This is a genomic window from Acidobacteriota bacterium (genome assembly GCA_040754075.1).
In the GTDB taxonomy this organism is placed as follows: Bacteria; Acidobacteriota; Blastocatellia; order UBA7656; family UBA7656; genus JBFMDH01.
Genome location: JBFMDH010000004.1, coordinates 91,727 through 117,557 on the forward strand (window position 1 = coordinate 91,727; position 25,831 = coordinate 117,557).

At 49.0% G+C, this 25,831-nt stretch carries 20 protein-coding genes; 15 read left to right on the forward strand and 5 right to left on the reverse strand.

Annotation, left to right across the window (positions count from 1 at the left end; translation table 11 throughout):
* Positions 1–209: 209 nt before the first annotated feature.
* The 6 genes from AB1757_06055 to AB1757_06080 all read left to right on the forward strand — a co-directional run bounded on the left by AB1757_06055 (position 210) and on the right by AB1757_06080 (position 10,724).
* The gene (locus AB1757_06055; GenBank protein ID MEW6126585.1) at positions 210–1,538 is read left to right on the forward strand and encodes a BACON domain-containing carbohydrate-binding protein; all 1,329 of its coding nucleotides are present in this window, start codon (positions 210–212) and stop codon (positions 1,536–1,538) included.
* A 79-nt stretch (positions 1,539–1,617) separates the two neighbouring features.
* Positions 1,618–2,481: a hypothetical protein gene (locus AB1757_06060; GenBank protein MEW6126586.1), complete on the forward strand. Its 864-nt coding sequence runs from the start codon at positions 1,618–1,620 to the stop codon at positions 2,479–2,481.
* 129 nt (positions 2,482–2,610) lie between these two features.
* The gene (locus AB1757_06065) at positions 2,611–7,728 is read left to right on the forward strand and encodes an RHS repeat-associated core domain-containing protein (GenBank protein MEW6126587.1); all 5,118 of its coding nucleotides are present in this window, start codon (positions 2,611–2,613) and stop codon (positions 7,726–7,728) included.
* A gap of 4 nt (positions 7,729–7,732) precedes the next feature.
* Positions 7,733–8,251 carry a hypothetical protein gene (locus tag AB1757_06070; protein ID MEW6126588.1) on the forward strand — a complete coding sequence of 173 codons (519 nt, stop codon included), beginning with the start codon at positions 7,733–7,735 and terminating at the stop codon, positions 8,249–8,251.
* A gap of 170 nt (positions 8,252–8,421) precedes the next feature.
* On the forward strand, positions 8,422–10,056 hold the full coding sequence (locus AB1757_06075; GenBank protein ID MEW6126589.1) for an RHS repeat-associated core domain-containing protein: 1,635 nt from the start codon (positions 8,422–8,424) through the stop codon (positions 10,054–10,056).
* A gap of 2 nt (positions 10,057–10,058) precedes the next feature.
* Positions 10,059–10,724 carry a hypothetical protein gene (locus tag AB1757_06080; protein MEW6126590.1) on the forward strand — a complete coding sequence of 222 codons (666 nt, stop codon included), beginning with the start codon at positions 10,059–10,061 and terminating at the stop codon, positions 10,722–10,724.
* Between the two features lie 33 nt (positions 10,725–10,757).
* On the opposite strand, the gene AB1757_06085 is transcribed toward AB1757_06080, so the two are convergent.
* On the reverse strand, positions 10,758–11,099 hold the full coding sequence (locus AB1757_06085) for a type II toxin-antitoxin system PemK/MazF family toxin (protein MEW6126591.1): 342 nt from the start codon (positions 11,097–11,099) through the stop codon (positions 10,758–10,760).
* The gene (locus AB1757_06090; protein MEW6126592.1) at positions 11,086–11,280 is read right to left on the reverse strand and encodes a DUF2281 domain-containing protein; all 195 of its coding nucleotides are present in this window, start codon (positions 11,278–11,280) and stop codon (positions 11,086–11,088) included. The genes AB1757_06085 and AB1757_06090 overlap by 14 nt, the downstream gene beginning before the upstream one ends.
* A gap of 412 nt (positions 11,281–11,692) precedes the next feature.
* On the opposite strand from AB1757_06090, the gene AB1757_06095 reads away from it, so the two are divergent.
* Both AB1757_06095 and AB1757_06100 read left to right on the forward strand, forming a co-directional pair.
* Entirely contained in the window at positions 11,693–13,111 is a 1,419-nt protein-coding gene (locus AB1757_06095) for an RHS repeat-associated core domain-containing protein (GenBank protein ID MEW6126593.1), read from the forward strand.
* A 566-nt stretch (positions 13,112–13,677) separates the two neighbouring features.
* Positions 13,678–14,286: a hypothetical protein gene (locus AB1757_06100; GenBank protein ID MEW6126594.1), complete on the forward strand. Its 609-nt coding sequence runs from the start codon at positions 13,678–13,680 to the stop codon at positions 14,284–14,286.
* Positions 14,287–14,591: 305 nt separating this feature from the next.
* Here AB1757_06100 and AB1757_06105 read toward each other — a convergent pair whose 3' ends face one another.
* Positions 14,592–15,410: a hypothetical protein gene (locus AB1757_06105; GenBank protein MEW6126595.1), complete on the reverse strand. Its 819-nt coding sequence runs from the start codon at positions 15,408–15,410 to the stop codon at positions 14,592–14,594.
* Positions 15,411–15,733: 323 nt separating this feature from the next.
* On the opposite strand from AB1757_06105, the gene AB1757_06110 reads away from it, so the two are divergent.
* The 4 genes from AB1757_06110 to AB1757_06125 all read left to right on the forward strand — a co-directional run bounded on the left by AB1757_06110 (position 15,734) and on the right by AB1757_06125 (position 18,944).
* Positions 15,734–16,768, forward strand: a complete 1,035-nt coding sequence (locus tag AB1757_06110) for a rod shape-determining protein (protein ID MEW6126596.1) — start codon at positions 15,734–15,736, stop codon at positions 16,766–16,768.
* 11 nt (positions 16,769–16,779) lie between these two features.
* Positions 16,780–17,130: a hypothetical protein gene (locus AB1757_06115; protein ID MEW6126597.1), complete on the forward strand. Its 351-nt coding sequence runs from the start codon at positions 16,780–16,782 to the stop codon at positions 17,128–17,130.
* Between the two features lie 286 nt (positions 17,131–17,416).
* The gene (locus AB1757_06120; GenBank protein MEW6126598.1) at positions 17,417–18,226 is read left to right on the forward strand and encodes a helix-turn-helix domain-containing protein; all 810 of its coding nucleotides are present in this window, start codon (positions 17,417–17,419) and stop codon (positions 18,224–18,226) included.
* An 82-nt stretch (positions 18,227–18,308) separates the two neighbouring features.
* Complete coding sequence (locus tag AB1757_06125; GenBank protein ID MEW6126599.1) at positions 18,309–18,944, forward strand: SDR family oxidoreductase; 636 nt, start codon at positions 18,309–18,311, stop codon at positions 18,942–18,944.
* Between the two features lie 187 nt (positions 18,945–19,131).
* On the opposite strand, the gene AB1757_06130 is transcribed toward AB1757_06125, so the two are convergent.
* Entirely contained in the window at positions 19,132–19,629 is a 498-nt protein-coding gene (locus tag AB1757_06130) for an NUDIX domain-containing protein (GenBank protein ID MEW6126600.1), read from the reverse strand.
* Positions 19,630–20,334: 705 nt separating this feature from the next.
* Here AB1757_06130 and AB1757_06135 point away from each other — a divergent pair.
* Positions 20,335–20,736 carry a hypothetical protein gene (locus tag AB1757_06135; GenBank protein ID MEW6126601.1) on the forward strand — a complete coding sequence of 134 codons (402 nt, stop codon included), beginning with the start codon at positions 20,335–20,337 and terminating at the stop codon, positions 20,734–20,736.
* Between the two features lie 205 nt (positions 20,737–20,941).
* Here AB1757_06135 and AB1757_06140 read toward each other — a convergent pair whose 3' ends face one another.
* Positions 20,942–22,942, reverse strand: coding sequence for a tetratricopeptide repeat protein (locus tag AB1757_06140; protein MEW6126602.1), 2,001 nt, complete (start codon positions 22,940–22,942; stop codon positions 20,942–20,944).
* Between the two features lie 791 nt (positions 22,943–23,733).
* Between AB1757_06140 and AB1757_06145 the strand changes: the two genes are divergently transcribed.
* Together AB1757_06145 and AB1757_06150 are read left to right on the forward strand one after the other, a co-directional pair.
* The gene (locus AB1757_06145) at positions 23,734–23,970 is read left to right on the forward strand and encodes a helix-turn-helix domain-containing protein (GenBank protein MEW6126603.1); all 237 of its coding nucleotides are present in this window, start codon (positions 23,734–23,736) and stop codon (positions 23,968–23,970) included.
* 244 nt (positions 23,971–24,214) lie between these two features.
* Entirely contained in the window at positions 24,215–25,513 is a 1,299-nt protein-coding gene (locus AB1757_06150) for a hypothetical protein (GenBank protein MEW6126604.1), read from the forward strand.
* The last annotated feature ends 318 nt before the right edge of the window (positions 25,514–25,831 follow it).

Here is a 25,831-nt window from a genome sequence, read left to right on the forward strand (position 1 = left end):
CAAGTCATCTGTCTATATCCATGAAGGGCAAAATTGAAATTCCAGTATGGCGAGCTTAGGAGTAGTGTGTGTGCAATCAACTGCCCTTCCATAAATTCGGATTCAACCGCTTAGGTTGAATCGGCTATTCAACTTTTAAATTTCTGGTCGTGTGGTCAATCGCTGAAGTCAGGGCGAGTCAGTCGAGGTGTGTCTGTAGGAGAAAATTTATGTCAAAGAGAACGCGTCGTAGCGCCAGTTTGCTGATTAAGAAACCGGTCACCCGAAAACAACAATTGCTGTTAATCGGTTTGCTCATCAGCTTGGTGGCAGCCGGAGGGGTATTTGCGAAATTCGGATGGGGTTTGCAAAAAGATGGCGCGCAGAATGCGACGGTATCGCCACAGAGTTTGACTTCGCCGGATCGCGAATATGTCTATGCGGGCGGGCGGTTGGTTGCAACCGAAGAACCCTCAACCGGAGGCGGTGGTTGCACCTATGGTATCAACCCGACGAGCCAGAATTTTGCCAGCGCCGGCGGCAGCGGCAGTGTGACGGTGACGACGCAAGCCGGGTGTACGTGGGCAGCCACCAGTAATGACGGCTGGATAACCATCACTTCGGGTTCAAGCGGCAGCGGGAGCGGCAGCGCCGGGTTTTCAGTTGCTGCAAACAGCGGCGCGCAACGCACCGGCACCATGACCATCGCTGGTCAGACATTTACGGTCACGCAGGATGCCGGTGGCTCCTGCACTTATTCAATCAATCCCACAACACAGAACTTTGTTGCAGCGGGCGGATCAAGCAGTGTGACGGTAACGACGCAAGCCGGGTGCAATTGGACGGCGACCAGCAATGCCGCATGGATCACTATCACTTCCGGCAGCAGTGGCACAGGAAGCGGCACAGTGAATTATTCGGTGACAGCTAATTCGGGAGCGCAACGTAGCGGCACCATGACGATTGCCGGACAGACTTTCACGGTTACACAAGATGCGGCGGCAAGTTGCACCTATTCCATCAGTCCCACGAGCGCGTCTTATGGCTCAAGTGGCGGCAGCGGCAGTGTGACGGTGACGACGCAAGCCGGGTGTACGTGGGCAGCCACCAGTAATGACGGCTGGATAACCATCACTTCGGGTTCAAGCGGCAGCGGGAGCGGCACGGTGAACTATTCGGTGGCGACCAATAGCGGGGCAGCCAGAAACGGCACGATGACGATTGCCGGACAAACCTTTAGTGTTTCGCAAAGCGCCGGTGGCGGCGGCGGCGGAAATTGTACCAGCGCCGGCTTCACGCCTACGAGTAGAAACAATATTCCCCATGCGGGAGGCACATTTACTGCCACTGTTGGCGCAACTCCGTCAGGTTGCAATTGGACAGCCACCAGCAATGCCAGTTGGATCACCATTGTCTCAGGAGGAAGTGGCACAGGCGGCACCAATGTCACTCTTACGTATAGCATCCCGGTAAATAACACGGGGGGATATCGAACTGGAACCATCACCATTCCCACTGCCAATGGGACAGTGACTCATCTAGTAAAACAGCTTCCTTAGAAGTCAATAGGAAAGACCTTTCAAGCGGGTTTGAATAGAAGTGCGAAAACAAAGCAAGTTAAAGGTTATTGAGGACGTTATGAATAAGAAAAGAATTTGGTTGATTGCGGGATTATCACTGTTGGTTGTTGCCGGATTTACTACACGGGCTTGGCTGGCGTCGGCAACCCAACCGGCAATGCCACCAGCGACCTCTTCGGGCATTGAATATGTGCCGCAGGCGTTGCCGCGACAGGATCGCAATATCCTGGGACTGCTGCAAAGAGGCGCGCTGCCCTCTCGATTACACACGGCGCTTGACGCGCTGGGAGACCGACTCGAACGCCGTGGCAGAGAACGCGCCTTAATCGCCGGACGCTTGCAATATGGCGATGGCACGCCGGAAATCAACTTCACCGCGATTCTGCAACTGCCAAGGCTTTTGCGGCTCACTGAGTCTGTCGGCAGCGTTACGCGCACGATTGTCTTTGATGGCAAAACCGTCGCTTCTTCGGAAGGCAAGTTAGCGGCTCGCGATAGCGACCTCTTGGAGACCTTGCTTTACGATACCGCCGAGCATCTGCTGTTAGAGCAAGTCGGCGGAACGTTGGCGATGCGCTTTCTCGGCGAACGCTTCCACACCAGCGAAGCGTTGGATAGTCCGGCATACGATATTTTCGAGGTCACCGATACAGTGATGCGCGATACCATCCAGCAACCGCGCACCAAGAATTTTTACTTTAACTCGGCGTCGCACCTGCTTGAGCGCATCGCTTATGGGGCAGAGGAACAGGGCGCGCCGCTCATTGAAGTGCGTTTGAGCGATTGGCGCACAGTGGACGGTCAGCGCGCGCCGTTCCGCTTTGAGCGATTGGAAAACAACGTTGTGACGTTGCGTTTGCAGTTCACTTCGATGGCTTATGTTGGGGCAGTCGAGGATGGCGCGTTCTCCGTCAATCGCTAAAGACCACATCAACCAGGCGTCACTCCTGGAACTTTGTATGGGAGTGATGGTGTGAGTGAGTTACCGAACCAGACTGGCTGGCATCAGCCGCAGAGTTGAGTGCCAATGTTATTCGAGAGGAATCCGGTTATGTCAATGAAGAGAATCTCTTTGTTTCGTCGTTCGCTAGTGAGACTGATGATCTTTGGCGCGCTCTTTAGCCTTGGGGCGTTTGCAATCCGGGCTGCCGATAAAAATAAAGCCCCTGAGCGGGGCTTTCATCCGGGAGGCTCGTATGCGTTATCGGAGATCGAAACCATCAGTCGCAGCAGTGGTGAGCTCTCGATTAATCTGCCGCTTGGCAGCCTGCCGTCGGGTCGCGGCGGATTGAGCGCCGGACTCAATCTGCTCTACAGCAGCAAAGTCTGGGATACGGCTGAAATGATTGATTATACCGCTCAGGGGCTTCCTTATGACGCCTCACGATTAATCCTCAGTGAAGAGGGTGGCTGGCGTTATGGTTTTCAATATCGCTTGAAAATCGACTATCTCAAACTCGGCGAACTGCAAGGGTATTGCGATGCCTCCTATGATTATCCCTATAAACTTGTGCTGATCACCCCGGATGGTGGCAAGCATCCTCTGTGGCTCGACAATCATACCAACAGTGATGGGTATATGGACGTGTGGCCTGATGGCCGCCCGGCCTGCGGCGGTAACGGCACTGGCGGCGGGGTGCTAACCTATTACACCTATGATGGCACCTACATGCGCTTGGATTTCGTGACCGATGGAGACGATAATTGGATGAATAACTCCTGGACGCTTTCTCTGCCCAATGGTATGCGCGTTTTGGGTGGACCGATTGCCGGCACTACGGCTATTCAACGCATCATTGATCGCAACGATAACTACCTTGATATTTTTGATATCGCCAGCGACAGCAATTATAATTTTCATCCCACCATCACCCTCAAAGATCAATTGAATCGTTCAATCGTTCTTGAATACAACTACGCGACAAACCAGGATGCCATTCATGTTAAAGGAATAAATGCAGTTGAGATGCTGGTCATCGTGCAATGGAAAACGATCACGGTTCATAAGGTCTATAATTCCAGCAATGTTTATCCGAACTTCTCTTTAAATACCAATATTCGCGTCGTTGATAAAGTTTATCTGCCGAGTCAGGCAGGAAATCTCTTTTATACCTTTGACTACAATGCTGACGCGGTGAGCAATCCTTCGGTGGGCTGGGGAGAATTGAGTTCCGTCACTCTGCCGTCGGGAGCGGGCGCGACTTACAATTATGAGCAGGACAATGCCAGTGGCAGTACGATTTATACCTATCATGTATTAAGAAATCGTCCAACTCAGAAGACCCTCGGTTATAACGCCGAATATGACGGCACTTCAACGCCGGTAACCGAGACCTGGACTTATGGGACAACCTATGCAACACCGGGCGATAGCGCAGTCATCGAAACCACCATCACTGGGCCGGATAATGGCATCTCAAAGGAGTATCCCAATAAAGGCGCAAACGGCGCAGCCATACCCACTGAAACCGGCAAGACCATAAATCTTGATGGCACGGTCATCGAACGGGTCTATGCCAATAACTTCCCATCCGGGATGGCGGTTTTCTCAAATCTATTGGTGAATCGGTTCGTCAAATATGAGTTCACCTCGATCAAGAACGCCGCCGGGACGCTGACGAAGACCGCGATTAAAGAGTACAAATACGATAAAAACGGCAATGTCACTCAGGTTAAGGAGTATGACTGGGCAAGCTATGGCAATGTGCCGCGCGATACATACGGGCAACCGACTGGCTTACCGGCAGGCGCAACTCCACTGCGAGTCACTATTAATGATTATTACAATCAAACGCCGGATTCGGCAGTCACCACAGTTTCGCCTTATGCCTACAGTCAACCGGCTTCGCCGCGTCTGCGCACCGCTATCAAATCAAGTGAAGTTCAGGACGGCGGCGAAACTGCCTTCACACGTTCGGAATCGTTTTATGACAATGCCTCAACCACCGGCAATCTGACCACCGCCAAAAGTTGGGATTCGACTAAAGGTAGCATCACCCGACCGTTGACCGCAGGCAATTCGATTTCCGTCACCAATACCTACAGCGCTTCCGGTAATGTGCTGACCTCAACCGATGGGCGCAACATTCAAACCCAGTTTACCTACGGCAACATCAATGGCTTTACCGACCTCTATCCGACGCAAGTTGTGGCGGCATTCGGCAGTGCGGTTGCTCGAACCACCACCACTGAATACGACTTCACCACTGGCTTGGCAACCCGGGTCACGGACGCCGATAACAACGTCGCGACTGCCACGACTTATGATGTTTTCGGCAGACCGACTTTGGTAAAAGCTGCGGAAGGTAAAGCGGAAGAGACGCGCACGACGATGGAGTATTCCGATACCAACCGGCGGGTTATTTCAAGGTCGGATTTAACCACGCTCGGCGATGGCAAACTGGTATCCATCAAGCACTATGACCAACTGGGGCGGTTGCGACTGTCGCGGCAGTTGGAAGATGCCGCAACCCAATCAGCGACCGATGAGATGCAAGGCATCAAGGTGCAGACGCGCTATGCGTTCAGTGGGGCAAACTCCTATGCGCTGTCCTCGAATCCCTATCGCGCGAATACCAGCGGTCAGGCGACCACCGAAGAGACGATGGGCTGGTCGCGCAGCAAGAGCGATAATGGCGGAAGGCTCATTGAAGCCGAAACCTTCAGCGGCACGGCATTGCCCGCGCCCTGGGGCAGCAGCGCCGCCTCAACCGGCAAAGTGGTGACCGGGTATGATGCCAACGTCACCACCGTAACCGATCAGGCATCGAAGAAACGCCGCAGCACGATTGACGGGTTGGGCAGGCTCACCCAGGTTGAAGAGTTATACGAAAACGGCACGTTGTATGCGACGACCAGTTACCTCTACGACACCCTCGATAATCTGGCGAAGGTCACTCAGGGCACCGCGCCCAACACGCAAATCCGCTATTTCATGTACGATTCGTTGAAGCGTTTAAGACGCGCCAAAAACCCGGAGACCGATGTCAACAGCGGTTTGAATTTGTTCGACCTGGTGACTGGCAATAGCTCCTGGTCAGCGGGTTACAGCTATGACAATGATTCAAATTTAACCGGCAAAGTTGACCCGCGCGGCATCACCACAACTTACAGTTACGATTCGTTGAATCGGGTTGTGAGTCGCAGCTACACCAGCGACCCGCAATTCACGCCGACTGTGACTTATACCTATGATGATGTCAATGTCGCCTATGCCAAAGGCAGATTGACGCGGGTGAGCAGCAGTGTGAGCGCCTATGATTATCTCGAATACGATGCGCTCGGACGGGTGAAGCAGAGCAAGCAGACGACGGCTGGCAATGAGTACCCGATGTTGTATCAATACAACAAAGCCGGGGCGATGACTTCGGAGACCTATCCATCGGGGAGAGTCATCACCACGAGCTATGACGCGGCGGGGCGGTTGTCGAACCTTAGCGGCGCGAAAACGGGCGAATCGGCGAAGACCTACGCTTCACAGTTGAACTACACCTCACATGGGGCGGTGGCATCGATGAAGATTGGCAATCATCCAACCAACCCGCGCTATGAGCACACCAGTTTCAATTCGCGATTGCAACCGACGCAGATTGGCTTGGGGACGACCGCCAGCGATGCCAGTTTGCTGAGGCTGGATTACACCTACGGCACGACGACCAATAACGGCAACGTGCTCAGCCAGCGCATCGTGTTGAGCGGCTTGGATGTGACCCAGACCTACAGCTACGACCAAGTCAACCGCTTGCTCACTGCCGAGGAGAAGACCACCAGCGGACAGGTGCAGCAGTGGAAGCAAGCCTTCACCTACGACCAATTCGGCAATCGCAATTTCGATGTCGCCAACACGACTTTGCTCGAAGCCAACCCCTCGATTAGCTCATCAACTAATCGTATCAATGCTGCTAATTATCTGTACGACAACGCGGGCAATGTCACCCAGGAGCCGAGCGCGCCGACTCATAAGGCGTATGTCTATGACGCCGAGAATCATCAGAAAGAGTACAGCTACAACTCACAGACCTGGCGCTATGAATATGACGGCGACGGCAGGCGGGTGAAGAAGATTAAGCCCGATAACTCCTCTCTGGTGTGTGTCTATGATGCGGGCGGACGGTTGGTTGCCGAGTACGATTCGGGGACGAGCGCGCCATCAGCCTACCAGACGAATTTCCTGACCCAAGACCATCTGGGTTCGACTCGTGCGGTGAGTGATGCGACGGGGGCGGTGACTTCAAGGTTGGATTACCTGCCGTTTGGTACGGAAATCAGCGCCGGGATTGGCGGTCGAACGACGGCGATGATGTACTCGGCTTCGACGACCTTGCGGCAGAAGTTCACCGGACACGAGAGGGATGAGGAGAGCAAGCTGGATTTCGCTCAGGCAAGGTATTGCTCAAGCGTGACAGGCAGGTTTATGAGCGCGGATGATTTTCTAAATGATACCCATGTTTCTGACCCGCAAAGTTGGAATCTTTATGTATATGTGAGAAATAATCCCCTTCGATTTGTTGACTCTGCGGGCGAAGAAATAGAAAAGAAAGATGGAAAAGTTAAATTTGACTCCAGTGGGAAAACCGTTACTGCCACCTTTGAAACTGGAACAAGGGAGGTCGTTATTAATGGCAAAAAAGAAACGCGCACTGTAACTATCAAAGGGAAATTTGTAGAAGGCACAGTTTATTCAACAAACAATGGCAAAACAACAGAAATACAAGCATATCAGTCCAAAGGTCCTTTACAAGTTGTCGAAACAAATGAAAAAGGCGAAACGACTTTTTCTGGCACTGTTGACGAGTACGAACAATATTCAAATATTACCCATTTTCGAGGTTGGAATAATACCTCAAATTGCCACGGAACAACTTTTGCCAATGGAGAGGTTTGGATACAAGATAATCAAGTTAAAAAATTGATGACTGCAGAAGGTTACGATATTAATAATCCTAGCTCAATACCAACGAAGGACGCAGTGGGGATTTTTTCGACCGATGGAGGGCTTGCTGACCCTCGACATAGTGTTAAAGTCTTAGACCTGAACCCAACTATGGTAGAAAGCAAAGGAGGAGTTTATCCAAAAGAAATAACAACGCCAGCTAAATCGTGGACAGACACTGATCCTTCCCGAAAAAATCACAAATTATTATACTATACAAAGAAGGTGACGAAGTAAAAATATGAAATTAAATATTAAAAGAAAAATTAGCTTCTTTTTGATTTGTTTAAGTCTTTACATTTTTGTATGTATTGACTCATTTGCGCAAAGTAAAAATCCAAAATGTGATGCTTGGCACAATAGGATTGCTCCACAAACACACTTGAATTTAAGCGGCGTAAGCAACATGACTCAGGAGGAAATTTTTGACGGGATAGCGTGTTTAATGAAGTTGAAGGGGAAAAAAAATAGTTCTAATGTAATGGGTGCAAGTCGAGGTGATGTCTCCAACTTTTTTGGCGCAACAAGCGTAGAAGTTGCAGCATTGTATTACATTTCATTTCTTTTTTATCAAAAATGGGATCATGCGGATGCTCCATTTCTTGTTGATAAGAGCAGGAAATTAAATTCTATTAAAGCTGTATCCAAAGCCTATAAAAGCTATGAGAAATGGTTTAAAAGAGTGAAAACATTGGGACTGGATAAAGCAAGAAAGCAGAAACTAGATCCATTGGACGGATCAGGTGTTAGTTGGTATTGAGAGTTAGAAGGTGTCAGAGTAATTGTGTAAACGAGTTCTGGATGGCGTAAAAGATTTTGATGGTATGAAGCAGGCAATCTCCAGCCAGAAGTTCGATAAATTACCGACGAGCATAAAGCTAAAAAAATCCCAGCAACCCGCGCTATGAGCACACCAATTTCAACAATCGCTTGCAACCGACGCAGATTGGCCTCGGCACGTCATCAAGTGATTCGTCGCTGCTTAGGCTTGATTACACCTACGGCACGAGCGACAATAACGGCAATGTGGTGAGTCAGCGCATTGTATTGACGGGCTTGGATGTCACGCAGAGCTACACCTACGATCAGGTCAATCGCTTGCTCAGCGCCGAAGAGAAGACGACCTCGACACAAGCGCAGCAGTGGAAGCAAGCCTTCACCTACGACCAATTCGGCAATCGCAATTTCGATGTCGCCAACACGACTTTGCTCGAAGCCAACCCCTCGATTAGCTCATCAACCAATCGTATCAATGCTGCTAATTATCTGTACGACGCGGCGGGCAATGTGACCCAAGAGCCGTCGTCACCAGCCAACAAGACCTACATCTACGACGGCGAGAATCACCAAATCAAATTCACGGTCAGTTCACAGACGACGAGCTACGAGTACGACGGCGACGGCAGACGAGTGCGCAAGGTCAACCCCAACGCTTCGTATCTGATATTCGTCTATGATGCGGGCGGACGGTTGGTTGCCGAGTACGATTCGGGGACGAGCGCGCCATCAGCCTACCAGACGAATTTCCTGACCCAAGACCATCTGGGTTCGACTCGTGCGGTGAGTGATGCGACGGGGGCGGTGACTTCAAGGTTGGATTACCTGCCGTTTGGTACGGAAATCAGCGCCGGGATTGGTGGTCGGACGACGGCGATGATGTACTCGGCAAGTTCGACCTTGAGGCAGAAATTCACCGGATACGAGCGCGATGAGGAGAGCAAGCTGGATTTTGCCCAGGCGCGGTATTGTTCGAGTGTCACGGGTAGGTTTATGAGCGTTGACCCAGCTTTGGAAAGTGTGACAGTAAATAATGCTCAATCATGGAACCGTTACGCCTATGTATTTAATAACCCTTTAAGATTTATCGACCCACTAGGGTTATGGACTATTGAGACCTATGGTGTTTTCAGGGTAACCGAAGTAGAGGAAAATGGGAAGAAGGTTCAAAAGAAAGAAAGAATCGGAACTAAAATAGTTGTGACTAGGTCAAAAGGTGATGACGGAGAGAGCTTATTAAAGCAGTTGGGTATAAGCAAAAATAGTGAGCAAGGGAAAGCCATATTGGAGTCAGTTGGAAATGCAAATGAGGTACAGCTTTCAACCTTAGGAGGGTATGTTGGAGAATTCTTTTCAGCAGTAGAAAATTTCTTGACCAAACAGGCACAAGGGCCGTTGACAGATAAAGGCGGACCTAAAGTTCAGGGCTATTTCAATTGCGCTGAAACCTGTGCGAGGCTTGCTTTTCCAGGACAAACCTTGGGTGGTGATCTTTACTCCGGCCCTGATTATATAGATAGTCTCCTAAAGAAACAGAAGAATATCAGTGCTGATGAAGCAGGGGTAGGTGATCCCATCAGATATGCTGATAAGAATAATTTGGGGCAACACTATGCTTCTTTTGCTTTCAGAGAAGAAAATGGCAATATAAAAGTGTTTAGTCGAAGCGGGCAAAATGGGCCATTTGAGTTTGTAGACGCTAAGTTGCTAGAAGGCTCCAGCTATGGAACCATTAGAGGTATAGGAAAAGATCGAACAGGATTTTATAGTCGAACTACTCGGAGGTAATTATGCTACAAATCAGCATAGTTTTTATATCACTGATGATGTTGTTAAATGCCAACTCAACTTTTAGGTTTAGTTCACCTATTGAAAGAAGAGCGTTAGGAGAAAAAGGCTTAGTTCTCACGGCTGTTGTTTTGCGAGTAAGACTAAATCAGGATGATGATAAAATCCACTCACGATTACGATTGAAAGTCCGCTTCAAATTAGAAAATACTCAGGATCACGCAGTATTGATCGTGCCAGGCGCAGTGAAGGTAGTAGGAATTCGTCTTGCACAATCGATAGCTGATTTTGAAGCAGAAAAATTGCTTTATCACCAAGAACATTACCCGTCATTCAAACAAAAAGATTTGATGGGAAAACTTCCTGACTCTCCCAGCTCCAGGGTGAAAGTTTTAAGCTCTCAGTCATCATGGGAATGGACTACGGATTACCAGATAGTGCTTAAAGACGATAATGAAAAAGACTGGATGGTTCCGCATCAGGAGTTAAATGCGGTAGCGAAAAAAAAGGAAGTATGGGGGGGATTTATCGTCATGTTTTGGCCCAGTACGATGACAGAGGAAGGAGTTAAGGTTTCATCCAGGTGGAAAAATTATGGGGAGTTGGTTGTCGAGTCGCTAACTTCAAAACCGGCTCCTTTTGCAATTCCACCAAGAGGTGAGAAATAACCGTCGAACTGATGACTGGGCTTGTATAACCAGTTAGGGCGCAAGAATTACTCGCAAGGCTTGCTCAACTGCTTGTCGGTCAACTTCACAAAGTTCGCCCAGTTTGCGAATCACCAGCTTTTTTTCGACGGTCGTCAAGACCGCTTTAACCACCGAAGGCGCAAGCAATCCCGCTTGCTGCCAGTTGGTTATCATGACTTCACCCGTTCTAAGCAAGCCGCTCACCTGTGAACTCACTCCCATCAACATCAGATTGATGTGGGCAGCATGAAAAGCGGCGCTGCTGACAACTACCGCCGGACGTTTCTTGCCGCTACTTTGGTCGGTAAAGGGAAAGGGCACCAAGATAACATCGCCAAACTTATAATCGGTCATAAGCCGCATCCGCCTCATTATCCCAGATTTTTCGGAAGGGTTCTTCGGCAAGCTTACCTGCCGCCTGAGTAATGCGATGGGTTTGTTCACGTTGGCTGAGGAAATCAACAAAATCCTCGACCTCAGAAATTTTGTCCATCGGCAGTTGACGAATTTTTTGGATGAGTGTTTCTTCTTGCATACAGTGATTCCTCTTATCTGATGAATGCCTAATGATAACGGCTGAAAGCAAATGACGGCAACTATGATTGCGACACCACGCCGGATGTCAGTTACAGCTATGACACGGCGACCAAAGGCGTCGGCAGACTCGCCAGCGTGACGGCGGCAGCCACCTCAACGACCAACTATACGAGCTATGACGCGCTCGGCAGAGTGCTCGCCTATAATCAGGTGACACAGGCGACGACTTACGCGATGAGCGCCGCTTACAACAAAGCCGGGATGCTGAGTGATGGAGGCTATCCCTCGGGCAGAAGCGTGCATACCGATTACGGTGGGGCGGGCAGAATCAGCCAGGTCAGCAGCAGTGGAAGCAAGCCTTCACCTACGACCGCTTCGGCAATCGCAATTTCGACACCCTCAACACGACTTTGCTCGAAGCCAACCCAACAATTAGCTCATCAACCAATCGTATCAATGCCGCCGGTTATTTGTACGACAACGCGGGCAATGTCACCCAGGAGCCGAGCGCGCCGACCCACAAGGTGTATGTCTATGACGCCGAGAATCATCAGAAGGAGTACAGCTACAACTCACAGACCTGGCGCTATGAATATGACGGCGACGGCAGACGGGTGAAGAAGATTAAGCCCAACGCTTCGTATCTGATATTCGTCTATGATGCGGGCGGGCGGTTGGTTGCCGAGTACGATTCGGGGACGAGTGCGCCGTCAGCCTACCAGACGAATTTCCTGACCCAAGACCATCTGGGTTCGACTCGGGTGGTGACGGACGCGACGGGGGCGGTGACTTCAAGGTTGGATTACCTGCCGTTTGGTACGGAAATCAGCGCCGGGATAGGCGGTCGAACGACGGCGATGATGTACGCGGCGAGTTCGACCTTGAGGCAGAAGTTCACCGGACACGAGAGGGATGAGGAGAGCAAGCTGGATTTTGCCCAGGCGCGGTATTGCTCATCACCGACGGGCAGGTTTATGAGCGTTGACCCTTTGCCTTCTAGTGGAAAAGTTGCAGAACCTCAAAGTTGGAATAGGTATCCATACACCATTAATAACCCAATGAAGTACATTGACTCAAGTGGTCTGATATGGGGTTCAATACAAACCCAATCTGGGGATACAACGATCACCAATTACTACTGGTATGAGACTCAGGCTGAATTAGAAAAGGCTGGTGCTACCGCTGTACAATTTGATGACTCAGGTATCTATGCCTATCAAGCAAATACCGGAGAGTATATTCGACTGGAAAAAGATAGCCAAAATTGGCAAGGCCATTTTACATCAAGGGATGATGCCATTTTAGGACAGGGCGCAGTGGAAGCTCGGCGAGCAGCTCGAGAGGCTCTAGACAGAGAATTGTTGAGTATTGAATTGGCGATGGTTTTTGGTTCATTCGGTAATGTTGGAGCAGAAATATCGGAAGGTGGGAATTATGGAAATCTTTCTCCAAGAAGAGGCATAGCATTAGGTGCAGATCCGTGGTACAAGGATATTGCTAGGCAAACGGGGTCATTTCACTATAAACAATGGGGAGATGTTGGGCTTTCGAGGAGGACGAGAAATTTTGGGAGTAGATTTAATCAGGCTTCTAGGAGAGCTGATGAAATTAACTTTGAACTGAGAGGTGTCTTAGATGGTCGAGGTATGGAAGCCGCAGTTAGAGCAGGAAGAGCAGGTTTTTTTCGAGGAAATTTTACAAATGCAGAACTCTCAACTATCTACCAAAACCCGAGCTTATTTAGTAAAACCAATTTTTTCTTTGAAGGAAGACCTGTTAGCCCTATATTTCGTCCAACTTGGTTGTCGTCACCACCATCATCCAAGTAAAATAGAATAAAGGTGCATTTCAATGAAGCAGGATGTTTTCAACAAAATAATCAAGGTAATTTCCAAGTGGAAAGGAGGAGAAGTTTCCATTTGGTCATATTCTGTGTCGCATAAAAGTTTAACGATTAGGGTTACTTCTAAAGGTAAATTTGGCAATCTTCACATAATCTGTGGTGATTGTGAGTATCTTATGGGTTATTTAAAATGGTCAAATTGCAACTTTGAAGTTTCACACAAAGTTACTGAAAATGGAGAAGAACAATTGGATTTGAGAGATAAGAGTAATAGATTTCATGTGATTTGTGGGATAATTGATGTTAAAAAAAATGTAAGTCCAATATATTAGACATCAATGTGACCTGCCCCCGAAATCTGTACCACCTGTTATGAGAGTCGGGTTAAAATTCTGGCAACATCCGCAACCTTGACCGCAAAGCGATTTAACGCCGCTCGCCAATCCTTCACCGGCATCGTCCACCGTTCGCTGATATTTTGCAATGCCAGATAAATCAATTTTCAACGCGACCTTATCATAATAAATATCGGCGAAGACTTATGCTTCGCAGTTGAGCTACACGGCGCACGGGGCGGTGTCGGCGATGCAGTTGGGTAACGGCAAGTGGGAACACACCAGTTTCAATTCGCGCTTGCAGCCGACGCAGATCGGGTTAGGGACGACGGCGGCTGATTCGAGCTTGCTGCAACTCGATTACGGATACGGCACGACCGACAACAACGGCAATGTCTTGAGTCAGCGGATTCAACTGACGGGTTTGGATGTGACGCAGAGTTATGCCTATGATGGCGTCAATCGCTTGCAATCAGCCGAAGAGAAGACCACCTCAACGCAGGCGCAGCAGTGGAAGCAGACGTTCACCTTTGATAGATTCGGCAACCGCAATTTCGATGTCGCCAACACGACTTTGCTTGAAGCCAACCCGACGATTAGCTCATCAACCAATCGCCTCACCACTGCCAATTATCTGTACGACGCGGCGGGCAATGTCACCCAGGAGCCGAGCGCGCCGACTCATAAGGCGTATGTGTACGACGCCGAGAATCATCAGAAGGAGTACAGCTACAACTCGCAAACCTGGCGCTATGAATATGACGGCGACGGCAGGCGGGTGAAGAAGATGATGTCAACCATCACGCAAAATCCAAGCCTGCATTAACGCCAACCGAAATTGAGCGACGAAAGCGAAAACCCGGGCTTGAACTTGAACGCGCCGGATTAAAACGAGAAATCGAAAACGGGCACAAGCGCCGATACCTCAGCCAGCTCAAACAAACGCTCGCTCAGGTGGAAGCCGAAATCACCAGGATAGAAAAGGCGATTGAAAAATCCTGATCGTCGATAAAAACAGGTGTAGGTTGAACCAACCGATTTAAATAAAAATCGGGTCGCAAGTTAATCCTCGCGACCCGATTGGATGCAATTTTCAGGAGAAAAATTCAGACTCAAATCGACGCTACGAACTCAACGGGTTTTATCTGCACGAACGGTGAATTCGATGGGTTGGGCGGTCACCAGCCCGATTTCCGTGCCGCCTCTTAATGTCACTTCATTGCCTTTGGTCATCAGGACGCCCGCAACGCCTGCGCCTGCGCCAATCGCGCCGCCAATGGCAGCGCCTTTACCGCCGCCAATCACCCCGCCTAAAATTGCCCCGCCGATGCCGCCGCCGCCGACATATTTGACATTGCGGTCATCCGATGAACGTCCCTTGACGCCGCTTTCGCTATCGACATCGCCGGCTTTCTGGTCTTGTACCTCGGTTAAATCGCCTGTCAATTGTTTACGGGTTCCGTCGGGTAACAACAGGGTATCGAATGCCAGCGAGAGTTGCCCTTCGCGTCCGCGTGTGCGCGCTGCGACGGCTGAAGCGACGCGACCCTCGATGGTTGCCCCTGCCGGTATGACTTCGATGCCGCTGGCATAAACCGGCGTGATGACCGTGGCTGTGAACCGGTCACCGGCGCGCGAGATTGCCGAACCGACGGTGCTGTTTAAACGCAAACGGATGTATTGATTTTCAGGCAGCGTATAGGTTGCATAAGCGGGACCCAAGACACCCGCAGTTGCGGTGGGGTCAGCATACGCATCGCCTTGAACCGCGACGGTTTTTGCCGGGGTAGCTTTTTTCGTGGCGCGACGCGCTTTTTTCTTAATCGTCGGTTTGCTGCACGAACAACTGCTTTTTTTGGTTGCCGCAATTGCCGTTGATTCAGTTAAGGGAGAGAGGGAAATCAATAACAGAGCCAGAATTGCAAGGGCGCTAAGCGAAAGCTTTTTCATGGGTTTACTCCTTATTTTCAGGCGATTTGTTCGGGAGAATCTACGGATGTTCGGATTCCCGTTGCGAGCGTGTGATGAAATTGGCGAGGCGTGGTGTTGCCCTGTTCGCGAAAAAATCCTGAGATTTTTAGTTGAACCGATTTGAGAAAGGCACCACCGAAAATGTTTTGAAAGTTTCCTCACAAATACCTTTCAGTTTTCGAGTCGCCTTGTTATTATCAGCGATTATTATGATGCTATTGTGGCTAACTTTTGAGTCCTCTACGAAAGGCTTTTACAGCGCACGGTAGTTTGAAACACAAAGAAAGCAATTAAAGTTACATATGAGATTTTCTCTGACCGATATGTTTTCCGAAGACATGGCCGTTGACCTGGGCACCGTTCATACCTTTATTTACGGGCGCGGGCGCGGGCAGGTGGTCAACGAACCTTCACTGGTCGCAATGGATAAAATGACCGGCGAAGTGATTGCCGTTGGCAACGAAGCTCTGGAAATGTTAGGTCGTTCACCGGAAGATGTGGAAGTCGCTTACCCGATGCGCGAAGGCGTGATTGCCGATTCCGAACTTGCACAGAAGATGCTTGGCAAGTTTTTGCGTAAAGCGCGTGGCGGAAGACCGAGACTTTCGCGGCGCATGATTATGAATGTGCCTTCGGGTATTACCTCTGTCGAAAAATTTGCCATCAACGAAGTAGTCAAAGGCATCGGCGTGAGCCGTGTTTATCTGGTTGATGAAGGCATGGCGGCGGCTATCGGCGCGCGCCTGGAAGTCGATGTCATGCGCGCCTGCATGATTGTTGACATCGGCGGCGGCAAAACCTCGATTGCGGTGATTGCCAATGCCGGAATTGTCGAATCGGAAACCCTCAGACTCGGCGGACTCGATATGGATCACGCCATCATTGAATACATCAAACAAAATCGCCGGGTGCTCATCGGTGAACGTACCGCCGAACGGTTGAAAATGGTTCTCGGTTCGGCGACGACTCCGATTGAAGAACATAAAAGCATGGTCAAAGGGCAAAGCCTCAGCGAAGGCGGACCCGAAGTTATCGAAGTCACCGCCACCGAAGTTCATAAAGCCATCGATACCCATGTCAAACAGATTGTCGAAGCGGTGCGCAATGTTTTAGAAAGCATCCCGCCCGAAGTCGCAGGCGATATTCACGACACCGGATTGGTATTAACCGGCGGCGTGGCGCTGCTTGCGGGAATGGATGCGCGGGTCTCGCAAGCCACCAAACTGCACGTCACCATCGCCGAAAGCCCTTTGCAATCCGTAGGGCGGGGCTTGGTGATGCTTTACGAAAAGCCTTTGCTGTTAAGGCGGGTGGCGCGCAACCTCGATATGAGTTAATTCGCCGATGAATGACGACACCTGACCCAGACAAACTCACCGGCGCGTATCACACAGCCGCCAACGGGCATCTCTCTTACGAAATCTATCGAGCCACGCCCGACTTTCTTTTATATGCCGCCGAAATCCTGCGCGACCATTTTGGCTTTTCCGAAGCGACCAAACCAATCATCGGTCTTGACCAAATCATCAGCGAATGCACCAAAGAAGAGGTGACGTTAATGCTCGGCTGGGACATCTGGTCAGGCTTTTACATATTGGCGGACAGCGATGCGGGCGACGAGTGGGTTAAAACAATCGGCAAGTTTTTCGACTCAACGATTCAACAACCGGAATTCGCGCCGTACATTCATCGTTGGTGAAGCAGGGAAATAAAAAGCACCGATAAAAATTACCGGATATTTGTCTGATGAATTACTGAATCTACCAGCCGGGGTCTTTGATAACTTGGTTTTCGCGGATGAACCGTTGACTTGCAAAATCGCTTCCGCCGACCTGCGCTGCGCTTTGAAATTTGAGCGACAGCTATGTCAAAGGTTCGCCTCGAATCGAAAAAACAAGCATAGCTGACCATTTTCATTAGCTTAATCTGGGGGGCTGTTTTGATTTGCCGCAAATTTACCCTTCGTTTATTTTTGAATGATGCACATGGATTTAAAGAAAATCGCCCCGCCGATTCATCTCAAAAATTATGTCCGGTATTTTTGGACGTTGGATAATAACGCTCGGCAATCCGCTAAAACATTCAGAATTTTTGCTGACGGCTGTCCGGGACTGATCTTCAATCAATCCGAAAAGTGCATCATTTATCAAAATAATGAAAAACGATTACCCGATATTTTTTTATACGGGCAGGCAACAACCCATAATGAACTGAATCTGACGGGGCATTTGAGCCTTATCGGGGCTTATTTTTATCCGAATGCCTTAAAAGCAATCTTCGGTCTGGATGCCGATGAGCTTACCGATTCCTGCGCCGACTTGAATCCTCTTGCCGAAAAGCAGGGCGTTTGCCTTGCGGAAAAACTTTCGGGAGCCACTTCTACACCTCATCAAATCGAAATGATTTCGCGGTATCTGTTTCAGCAACTACAAAAAAATGCGGCTTCTCAAAGCGCCGTCATTCAATATGCCATATCGCAAATCGTTGAATCAGCGGGAAAGATTGCTCTTGGTGATTTGCGCAAAGACCTGGGGTTGTCGGAAAGAAGTCTTGAGCGCAAGTTCAGGCAAGAGGTTGGCATTTCGCCCAAACTGTTTTCGAGAATCCGGCGTTTTCAAGTGTCTTTAGAGCAAATAAGAAAAAACCGCTATCGCAATCTTTCCGACATTGCCTACGACAATGATTACGCCGACCAATCGCATTTTATCCGCGCCTTTCGTGAATTTAGCGGATTCTCGCCTTATCAATTTCAAAAATCGTCTAACGAAATCATCGAAAATATGTCCGAATTGTAAAGCTGAACGGCTGTCGGTTTTGTTCTATTTTTTTCGTTTCAGGTGTCGTAAGTTCCCAAACGTGAGGGAGGCTTAAAAGATTATGAATACGAAAAATTTGTTGATTGTTGGAGCAACCGGCGGCACCGGTCGCCAATTGGTCAAGCAGGCATTGGAACAAAATCAGACGGTGACGGCGTTTGTTCGCAACCCTGCAAAACTCGGTCTTGAACACAAAAATCTATCTATTCTTCAAGGCGATGTGACAGATTTTGAAGCGGTCAAACGGGCGGTGAAAAATTGCGATGCGGTGTTATCGGCGCTTGGCGCGCCTGCGAAAGTAAAAGACAATGTGCGTTCCATCGGCACACGAAATATTATTCGGGCGATGGAAGAAACCGGCGTGCAAAGATTTATCTGTATGACGACTCTGGGAATCGGCGACAGTCGTGAAATCCTGCCTTTTTATTTTAAATATTTGATTGTGCCGTTGATTTTAAAGGAGGCTTTTGCCGATTCCGAACGGCAGGAAAATTTAATCATGCAGAGCCGCCTCAATTGGACAATCGTGCGCCCGGCAAATTTAACCGACGGGGCGCGAACCGGAACCTATCAACACGGATTTGCGGCGACCGCTAAAACCAAACTCAAAATTTCCCGCGCTGATGTTGCCGATTTTATGTTGAAACAATTGAACGATGATAACTACCTGCGGAAAACCCCGGGGATTTCCTACTGATAAGAAATTATCTATGCGGAGGCAAAATCAATAATCAAATTCGATGATTGCTATCAGATACAGCAATCGACGATAAACCTTATTGCCTCAAAGCAACGAGCCTGAGAAGCTTTGACCAATTCCGAACTTGTCAAACGTTAGCCATAAGACAGTGACCCGATGTGGATTTACGCAGTCTGAGCGCAAATTATCGTTTGAGGGCGAAAAATTTTTCAACGACCTTCGCGTGCAGCGGGAAAGCCATTTCTTCGGATTGAAAATTTTTTACCACTACACATTCGACGGTTTCTTCGGAAAGCGTGAAATCAGCAAACTCGGAAAGCGCCTGTGGGTTTGCCAGTCCGAAAATCAACAACGTATTGTCGGGGGCGCTCAACACATTGAAAAGCTCAATCGCATTTGCAGAAATCTCTACACCGGTCTCTTCAAAGAGTTCCCGCGCCGCTGCCGGTTGCCAGTCTTCACCGGCATTGATGTACCCGCTCGGCAAAGCGAGCTTGCCTTTTTGCGGTTCGATGTTGCGGCGAATCATCAACAGTCCGTCATCAACCGGCAATAATAAAACGGCAACCGGCAGCGGATTGATATAGGTGATGTTTTGACAATTGCTGCAACGGCGCGGAAAGTTTTGCCCTGAGTCAAAGGCTGCGCCGCAATACGAACAATGAGCGTTTTTCGTGTGCATAGCGCCCTCCTGTTTATCACCCCTGAGGTTAGTGCGGTCAAGTTTAAAGCTGAAAAAAAATTATTTAGCAAATTTGCAGAATTTTTTTTCTATCTTCCGTCTTCAAATTTCGTGGGCAATTGGCGCATAGCAGTAACTCGAAAATGAAATAGCAGTATGGAAGTTTGCATACGACCTCCTTTCCGTCAAATCCTCCAATACCGACGGGCAACAGCTCTTCCACTTCCGATGATTCACCACCTTCAATGCAACGCGCCGACAAAAAACAGGTGAAGATGGGCATCTTCAAAATTGCAGATTAAACCGCTTTACGCATCAGACCCGATAAAGCGGCGCGCGATGCCATCTTCAAAAATAAACCAATAACCCTGGAGCCAGAGGTTCAATCCGGTTGAACGGCTCGCCAGTCAGTAGGAGTTTGTGCGCAAGTTCGGACGGGGAACTCTCTTTGAGGTGTAACTACGGAGCCGGGGCGGCGTCGCGTTGGTTTTTTATTCACTGTAAAGCCAGGCGGCTATCGCAATCAGGATTCCGGTGTTAGGCGTCTTTCAAGGAGTGGTTTGTCCGGTTGTATTTGCACACACCGTTCTCCTGCACCCTTTCGCTTTTCATCACAGAATAACCATTCGAGTGATTTCCCGGAAATCGCTCAGATTAACTTTATCAATAACAACTCACCAACCGGTGAGGAAGGAGTAAACGATTATGGCTACAATTACCAACGCGAAACTTACATTGACCCATGACCACAATAAAAAAACGGTGCGCGCGGTCGTCACCTGCAATGTCAATTTTACAGCTTTGGAGCAATGTCAGATGAAAGCTTGCCCGCAGGCGCGATTTTTTAAATTGAAATGTCAACTCTGGGGCGAGGACTCCGGGCTTACCGGAGCCGATGATTTCCTCTTCACTTATGCAACGGTGTTCTTCTTCCCAGACCCCTCGCCCGCTGCAACCGAAAGTCGAACCTTTGACGTGCTGCTTGGAGAAGGCGTTTTGGATGAAGATTGGGGACAAGATGAGGTCTATGGGCTGCTCAGACTCACCAACCTCGGCACCCTGGTTGAAGTGAAGAAAAAAACCAACGTCGTTTCACACCACTTTTAATCGCAGACTGGAAAACCCGCGGCGATAAAGCGAATGACAAAACCACGCAGTTAATGAAAAATTCGCAAAATTGTCTTCGCCTTCTGCGGCTGAAAAAAGGCAAACCATGTATCGATAAATTGCCGGTTTTGTGAAACCGAATCTATTTTCGAGTCTTGTGCAGGCGAGGGCTTTACCGGGTTGCACAAGACTCTTTTTATGTTGATCAATAATTGGCTACCAGATTTTGAATGTCCTGAAAATTCGGGTCTTCGAGTAAAGGTTTAATTCGTGGGTCAAAGCGTATATCGAATCGCGCCACCGATTTTTTCTCAAGCACTTTTTTTAACCACTCTGCCGCTTCGACTCGTTTACCCAACCCGCATTTGATAATGACGATGCTGAGCAGCGCGCTGCCGTCTTCAGCGGCAAGTTTTTCAAGTTGCGCGATTCGTCTTTCTGCTTCGTCGGCTTTGCCGAGCACCCCGTACAGATGACCGAGCGATTCCAGTGAATAGAGATTGTCTTTCTGCCGCGCATCATATTTTTGCAGATAATCGAGCGCCTGTTGATACTGACCTTTCTGCTCATAGGATTGCCCCAGGGTTAAATAAGCGTTATAGAAATTCGGATCAACTTCCAGAATTTTCTGGCATTGTTCAATTGCCTGATCGTACTGCCCGGTTAAATAGAGCAGGTTGGCATAAGCTGAACTGTTGATGACCGCGACAGGGTCTAACTCTGCGGCTTTCTGCATTTCATTCAACGCCAGATTGAGTTGCTCGCGATTTAACAGAAACCAGCCGTAACGCACGTGCGCCGTCGAGTAGTTGGGGTCTAATTGCAGAGCCTTCTTGTAAGCCTTCTCGGCATTTTCAATGTCGCGTTTATACGAAGTCAACACCAGCGCCTTGGCGGTGTGCGCTTCGGCGAGCGTATCATCAATCGCTAATGCTCGATTGGCAGCGGCTTCGGCTTTCTCAAAATAGTCGCGCCGTTTTTCCATATCTGATGAGCGAATCGCTAACAGTCCGTAAGCGTCCGCAAGCATGGCATAGGCTTTTGCGTAGTTGGCATCGAGCGCGATGGCTCTTTGAAATTGTTCGATGCCTTTTTCAATGCCGCCCTGTTCGCGCCGCGTCCAGAAAAAAACGCCGCGAATATAAGTGTTATAGGCTTCGAGATTATCTGTGTGATTGCGCCGCAGTTTTTGTTTGTCGTCGTTGTTGATTCTGAGGGTCAACGCCTGGGCGACCTGTTCGGAAATCGAATCCTGCACGCGGAAAATATTGCCGATTTCTTCATCGAATTGCTCAGCCCAGAGATGCCTGCCATCTTTAATGTTGATGAGTTGCACGCGAACCCGAACCCGTTGATTGACTCGTTGCACGGTGCCTTCCATCACCACATCAACGCCCAGTTCGCGTCCCGCCGCGAGCGGGTCAACCTGGCGTTCATTGTAAGTTAAGATGGCGCTTGTGGGGCGCACCGAAAGATTTTCGAGTTTACTCAGTTTGGCAATCAAGGCGTCAGCCATTCCGAGTTCAAGACAACCATCACAATCGGAATTGGAGTTGAGCAATTTGAAAGGCAATATGGCAATCGATTTGAACTCTTCGCGTGGCGCAGCCAGTTTTTTAATTAACCAAAAGCCCGCAACCATGATGAGTAAAATCAAGGCGGCAATCATGGCTGCCTTTTTCAGATTGAATTTAGGTTGCGGATGGCTTTCAGCTTTGAGGGTTTCACTTTGAACCGGGGTTTCGTCGTTCACGGTTGGCGCGAGGTTAGTAACCGGCGTTGCGCCGGATTTTGCCAGCCCTGGCTCCGTTGATTTTTCATTTGCGGCGATGGTCGCAACCCCGTTTTGACTGAACCTCAGCGCCGATGGCGTAGCAAAAATTTTTCTCACCTCGGCAACAAAACTATAACCGCGTTTCGGAATCGTGACGATGAATTTATGTTCGCCGGGAGTTTCGCCGAGCGATTTTCTGACCAGTGAAATGTAATAGGTTAAATTGCCTTCTTCGACGAAAGTGTCAGGCCAGACCTTTTTAATGATGGTCTCTTTTTCAAGTACGGTGCCGTGATGTTCGATGAGCAGCAATAAAATGTCGAAAGCTTTGGGCGGCAAATCCACCGGCGATTGCTCGCTGAGGAGCAGTCGCTTGACGACATCCAGTCGATAATTTGCAAATTCATAATAGAGCGGATGTTCTTGCGCCATCGGGAGACCTGACCAACCAAATGAAAAAAACAGACCTTCATCAGAGCTATTTGTTTAAGCCTCTGAAAAATTTAACGGTGTGAAGGCACCGGTTTTGTGAGCATATCGGGCTGTCGCGCCAGTTTATCAGAATTCGATGGTTGAAAAAAGAATCCCTCGCCAAGCGACATGAGAGATTTACACTTTTACAACTTTTTACAAGTTTTTCAAGAAAATGACGGTTTTAACCAATGGGTTGCCAAACAAAGAAAAATTAAACTTTCCTGAGTGCCGGATTAAGGACATTAAAGCGCGCCTTCCTCTATGTTGCTAAAGCGATAAACGCAACGGCGGTTTCATCAGGCTTTCAGGAAAGCGTGATCTATCGCTGGCTACATTTTAGTAATGATGAAAAAAATTGCCGATGCGTTAGATGTTTGAAAGCCATCGGTTTCAGCCTGAGCGGATAGTTTGGGTGTGAGCGAAATAAGAATAGAAACAAGGTCCTCCCTGTTGATAATCTTGTGTGTAATCTCAGGCTGAAACCAATGGCTTTGAAACCGAGAGCAAAAATTATTTTTCCAGCCAGTAAATCATCAAAGGGAGGAGTGCATTCCTCTCCCTTTATGGCATAATGCAGAGCGTACCTTTAATGGTGTCCCAGCTAATAACACCTCCAGCCGAAAACCTAATCAAGAAGAGGATGATGACTGATAATGAACTTGAAGGAAGTAAATCAAGCGTCAGAAACAGAATTGAATGAGCCACAAGAGCTTCAAATACTGAGAGAAAAAATCGAGAATCTGAGGAAAATGGCGATGAGTGTGGTTGCCGAAGTCGAAGCCTTGGGCAACGTTAAAATTATTGATGTGAATTCCGGCATCAATATTCAGGATGAAATGCGCGACTATGAAAAGTATTTGATTCAGCGGGCGCTCTGGCATACCAGCGGTAATCAGGCGCGCGCTGCCGAACTTCTGGGCTTGCGGGCGACGACGCTCAACGAAAAAATCAAACGCTATAATATTCAAGCGCCGGTGCGACATTAGGGCGATTGGCGGATGCCATCATCAATAACCGGTTGGGGGTGGCTGGCCACTCCCAATCAACAATAATGAATAAACGTTTCGTCGGGGCGAAGGTTTGGTCGCCTGAGCGCAGCCGGCACAAACGATAGCCCTATCGCCGCTAATCCATCGTTGGTTTTGATTTCAACTTGCCAAGCAATCGCTGTTTTGCAAACCGTATGAATGGCTGGCAACCTTTAAAGCAAAAATAGAAAGTGAAAAACCGATGAGCAAAAATTTTTGGAGAGGGTTGCTTTGTCTACTCGCTTTTTTTATCACCCTTCCATTTTCAGTTGTCCAATCGGATGGTCCCACTAAAGACGCGCGCTTCTATCGCCAACAGGCAATGGCGGCATACAAAGCGAAAAACTATGCGGCGTTTGCCGAAAATCTGGAAAAGGCGTTGCAATTTACTCCTGACCATCCGACTCTGCTTTATAACCTCGCCATCGCTTATGCTTTGTTGAATAGACCGCAAGCGGCTTTGCAAACCCTCGCGACCGTCGCCGACATGGGACTCATTTATCCGGCAGAAAAAAACGCCGATTTTGATGCGCTCAAAAATAGCGAAGCCTTCCAAGCCATCATCAAACGCTTTGCCGGTAATCGCGCGCCGCTCGTGAAAAGTGAATGGGCATTTGGCGTTGAGGAAAAGGGGTTGATTCCCGAAGGGCTTGCTTATGACCCGACAAGCCAAACTTTTTATCTGAGCAGCATTCATCAACGAAAAATTTTCGCTATCAACCGCCAAGGCGAAGCGCGAGTTTTTGCCGAAGAATCACAAGGGCTATGGGCAGTCGCAGGCATGAAGGTTGACGCGAAACGAAAAATTTTATGGGCAGCGACAGCGGCGGTCGGGCAGATGGTCAATCTCAATCGCGAAGATGAAGGGCGGTCGGGCGTTTTGCAATTCGATTTGCGAACCGGAAAATTATTGAAACGCTTTGAAATTCGCGACCGCGCGAAAAAACACTGGCTCGGCGATGTGGCAATCAACTCGCGCGGCGAAGTGTTTGCAACCGACAGCCTCGCACCGGCGCTTTACCGGATTCGCCCGCATCAGCGTGAAATCGAACCGGTGATCGAAGGCGAGCCGTTCGTTTCACCGCAGGGGTTGGCGTTTTCAAGCGACGAAAAACATCTTTTCGTTGCCGATTATGCGAAGGGCATCTTTGAGATTGAGGTGACAGCGAAACGCGCCATCAAACTTGCGCCGCCGGTGAATGCAACGCTGCTCGGTATTGACGGCTTATATTTTTATCAAGGCGATTTGCTTGCCGTGCAAAACGGTGTGAATCCGCATCGCCTGATTCGCCTGAAATTAAATGATAAGTTAAACGCGATTACCAAAGTTGACCTTGTCGAAGCCAACAATCCGCAGTTCGCCGAGCCGACGCTTGGCGTGGTGGTCAAAGATGCGTTCTATTTCATCGCCAACAGCCAATGGGATTTGATTGATGACCACGGAAAATTTGCCAGCCTGGAAAAACTGCAACCCGTCAGGGTGTTAAAGATGAAATTATGAAGACTTGATTTAGTGGACTACAGTGATTGGCTATCAAACTTTTGGCGGCTGTGTCGCCAAGCATTTATAACTGCACGGCGGTATATCAGGTTTGAGTAAGCGCATTAAATTGAGTGACCCTATTCAATCTGCAACTTTCGCCTCCTGGGGGTTGAGGTCGATTACTTTATTCGCCATCTTTGGCATTCTTTCCCGGTTTTCGATGAACGCAAAACCGCAAGCAACCCCGCTTTTTAAAAAACCTACCTACCGGTCGGTAATTTTACCTTGACAGGATTTTTTCAGAGGAATAGAGTTTTCCCCCCTGAACAAAAACGC

Coding starts and splice junctions, on each gene's coding strand:
- AB1757_06150 (MEW6126604.1), top strand. CDS start 24,215: ATGAGCAAAAATTTTTGGAGAGGGTTGCTTTGTCTACTCGCTTTTTTT.
- AB1757_06140 (MEW6126602.1), bottom strand. CDS start 22,942: ATGGCGCAAGAACATCCGCTCTATTATGAATTTGCAAATTATCGACTG.
- AB1757_06080 (MEW6126590.1), top strand. CDS start 10,059: ATGCTACAAATCAGCATAGTTTTTATATCACTGATGATGTTGTTAAAT.
- AB1757_06070 (MEW6126588.1), top strand. CDS start 7,733: ATGAAATTAAATATTAAAAGAAAAATTAGCTTCTTTTTGATTTGTTTA.
- AB1757_06120 (MEW6126598.1), top strand. CDS start 17,417: ATGGATTTAAAGAAAATCGCCCCGCCGATTCATCTCAAAAATTATGTC.
- AB1757_06115 (MEW6126597.1), top strand. CDS start 16,780: ATGACGACACCTGACCCAGACAAACTCACCGGCGCGTATCACACAGCC.
- AB1757_06125 (MEW6126599.1), top strand. CDS start 18,309: ATGAATACGAAAAATTTGTTGATTGTTGGAGCAACCGGCGGCACCGGT.
- AB1757_06130 (MEW6126600.1), bottom strand. CDS start 19,629: ATGCACACGAAAAACGCTCATTGTTCGTATTGCGGCGCAGCCTTTGAC.
- AB1757_06085 (MEW6126591.1), bottom strand. CDS start 11,099: ATGACCGATTATAAGTTTGGCGATGTTATCTTGGTGCCCTTTCCCTTT.
- AB1757_06065 (MEW6126587.1), top strand. CDS start 2,611: ATGTCAATGAAGAGAATCTCTTTGTTTCGTCGTTCGCTAGTGAGACTG.
- AB1757_06090 (MEW6126592.1), bottom strand. CDS start 11,280: ATGCAAGAAGAAACACTCATCCAAAAAATTCGTCAACTGCCGATGGAC.
- AB1757_06060 (MEW6126586.1), top strand. CDS start 1,618: ATGAATAAGAAAAGAATTTGGTTGATTGCGGGATTATCACTGTTGGTT.
- AB1757_06145 (MEW6126603.1), top strand. CDS start 23,734: ATGGCGATGAGTGTGGTTGCCGAAGTCGAAGCCTTGGGCAACGTTAAA.
- AB1757_06055 (MEW6126585.1), top strand. CDS start 210: ATGTCAAAGAGAACGCGTCGTAGCGCCAGTTTGCTGATTAAGAAACCG.
- AB1757_06110 (MEW6126596.1), top strand. CDS start 15,734: ATGAGATTTTCTCTGACCGATATGTTTTCCGAAGACATGGCCGTTGAC.
- AB1757_06105 (MEW6126595.1), bottom strand. CDS start 15,410: ATGAAAAAGCTTTCGCTTAGCGCCCTTGCAATTCTGGCTCTGTTATTG.
- AB1757_06135 (MEW6126601.1), top strand. CDS start 20,335: ATGGCTACAATTACCAACGCGAAACTTACATTGACCCATGACCACAAT.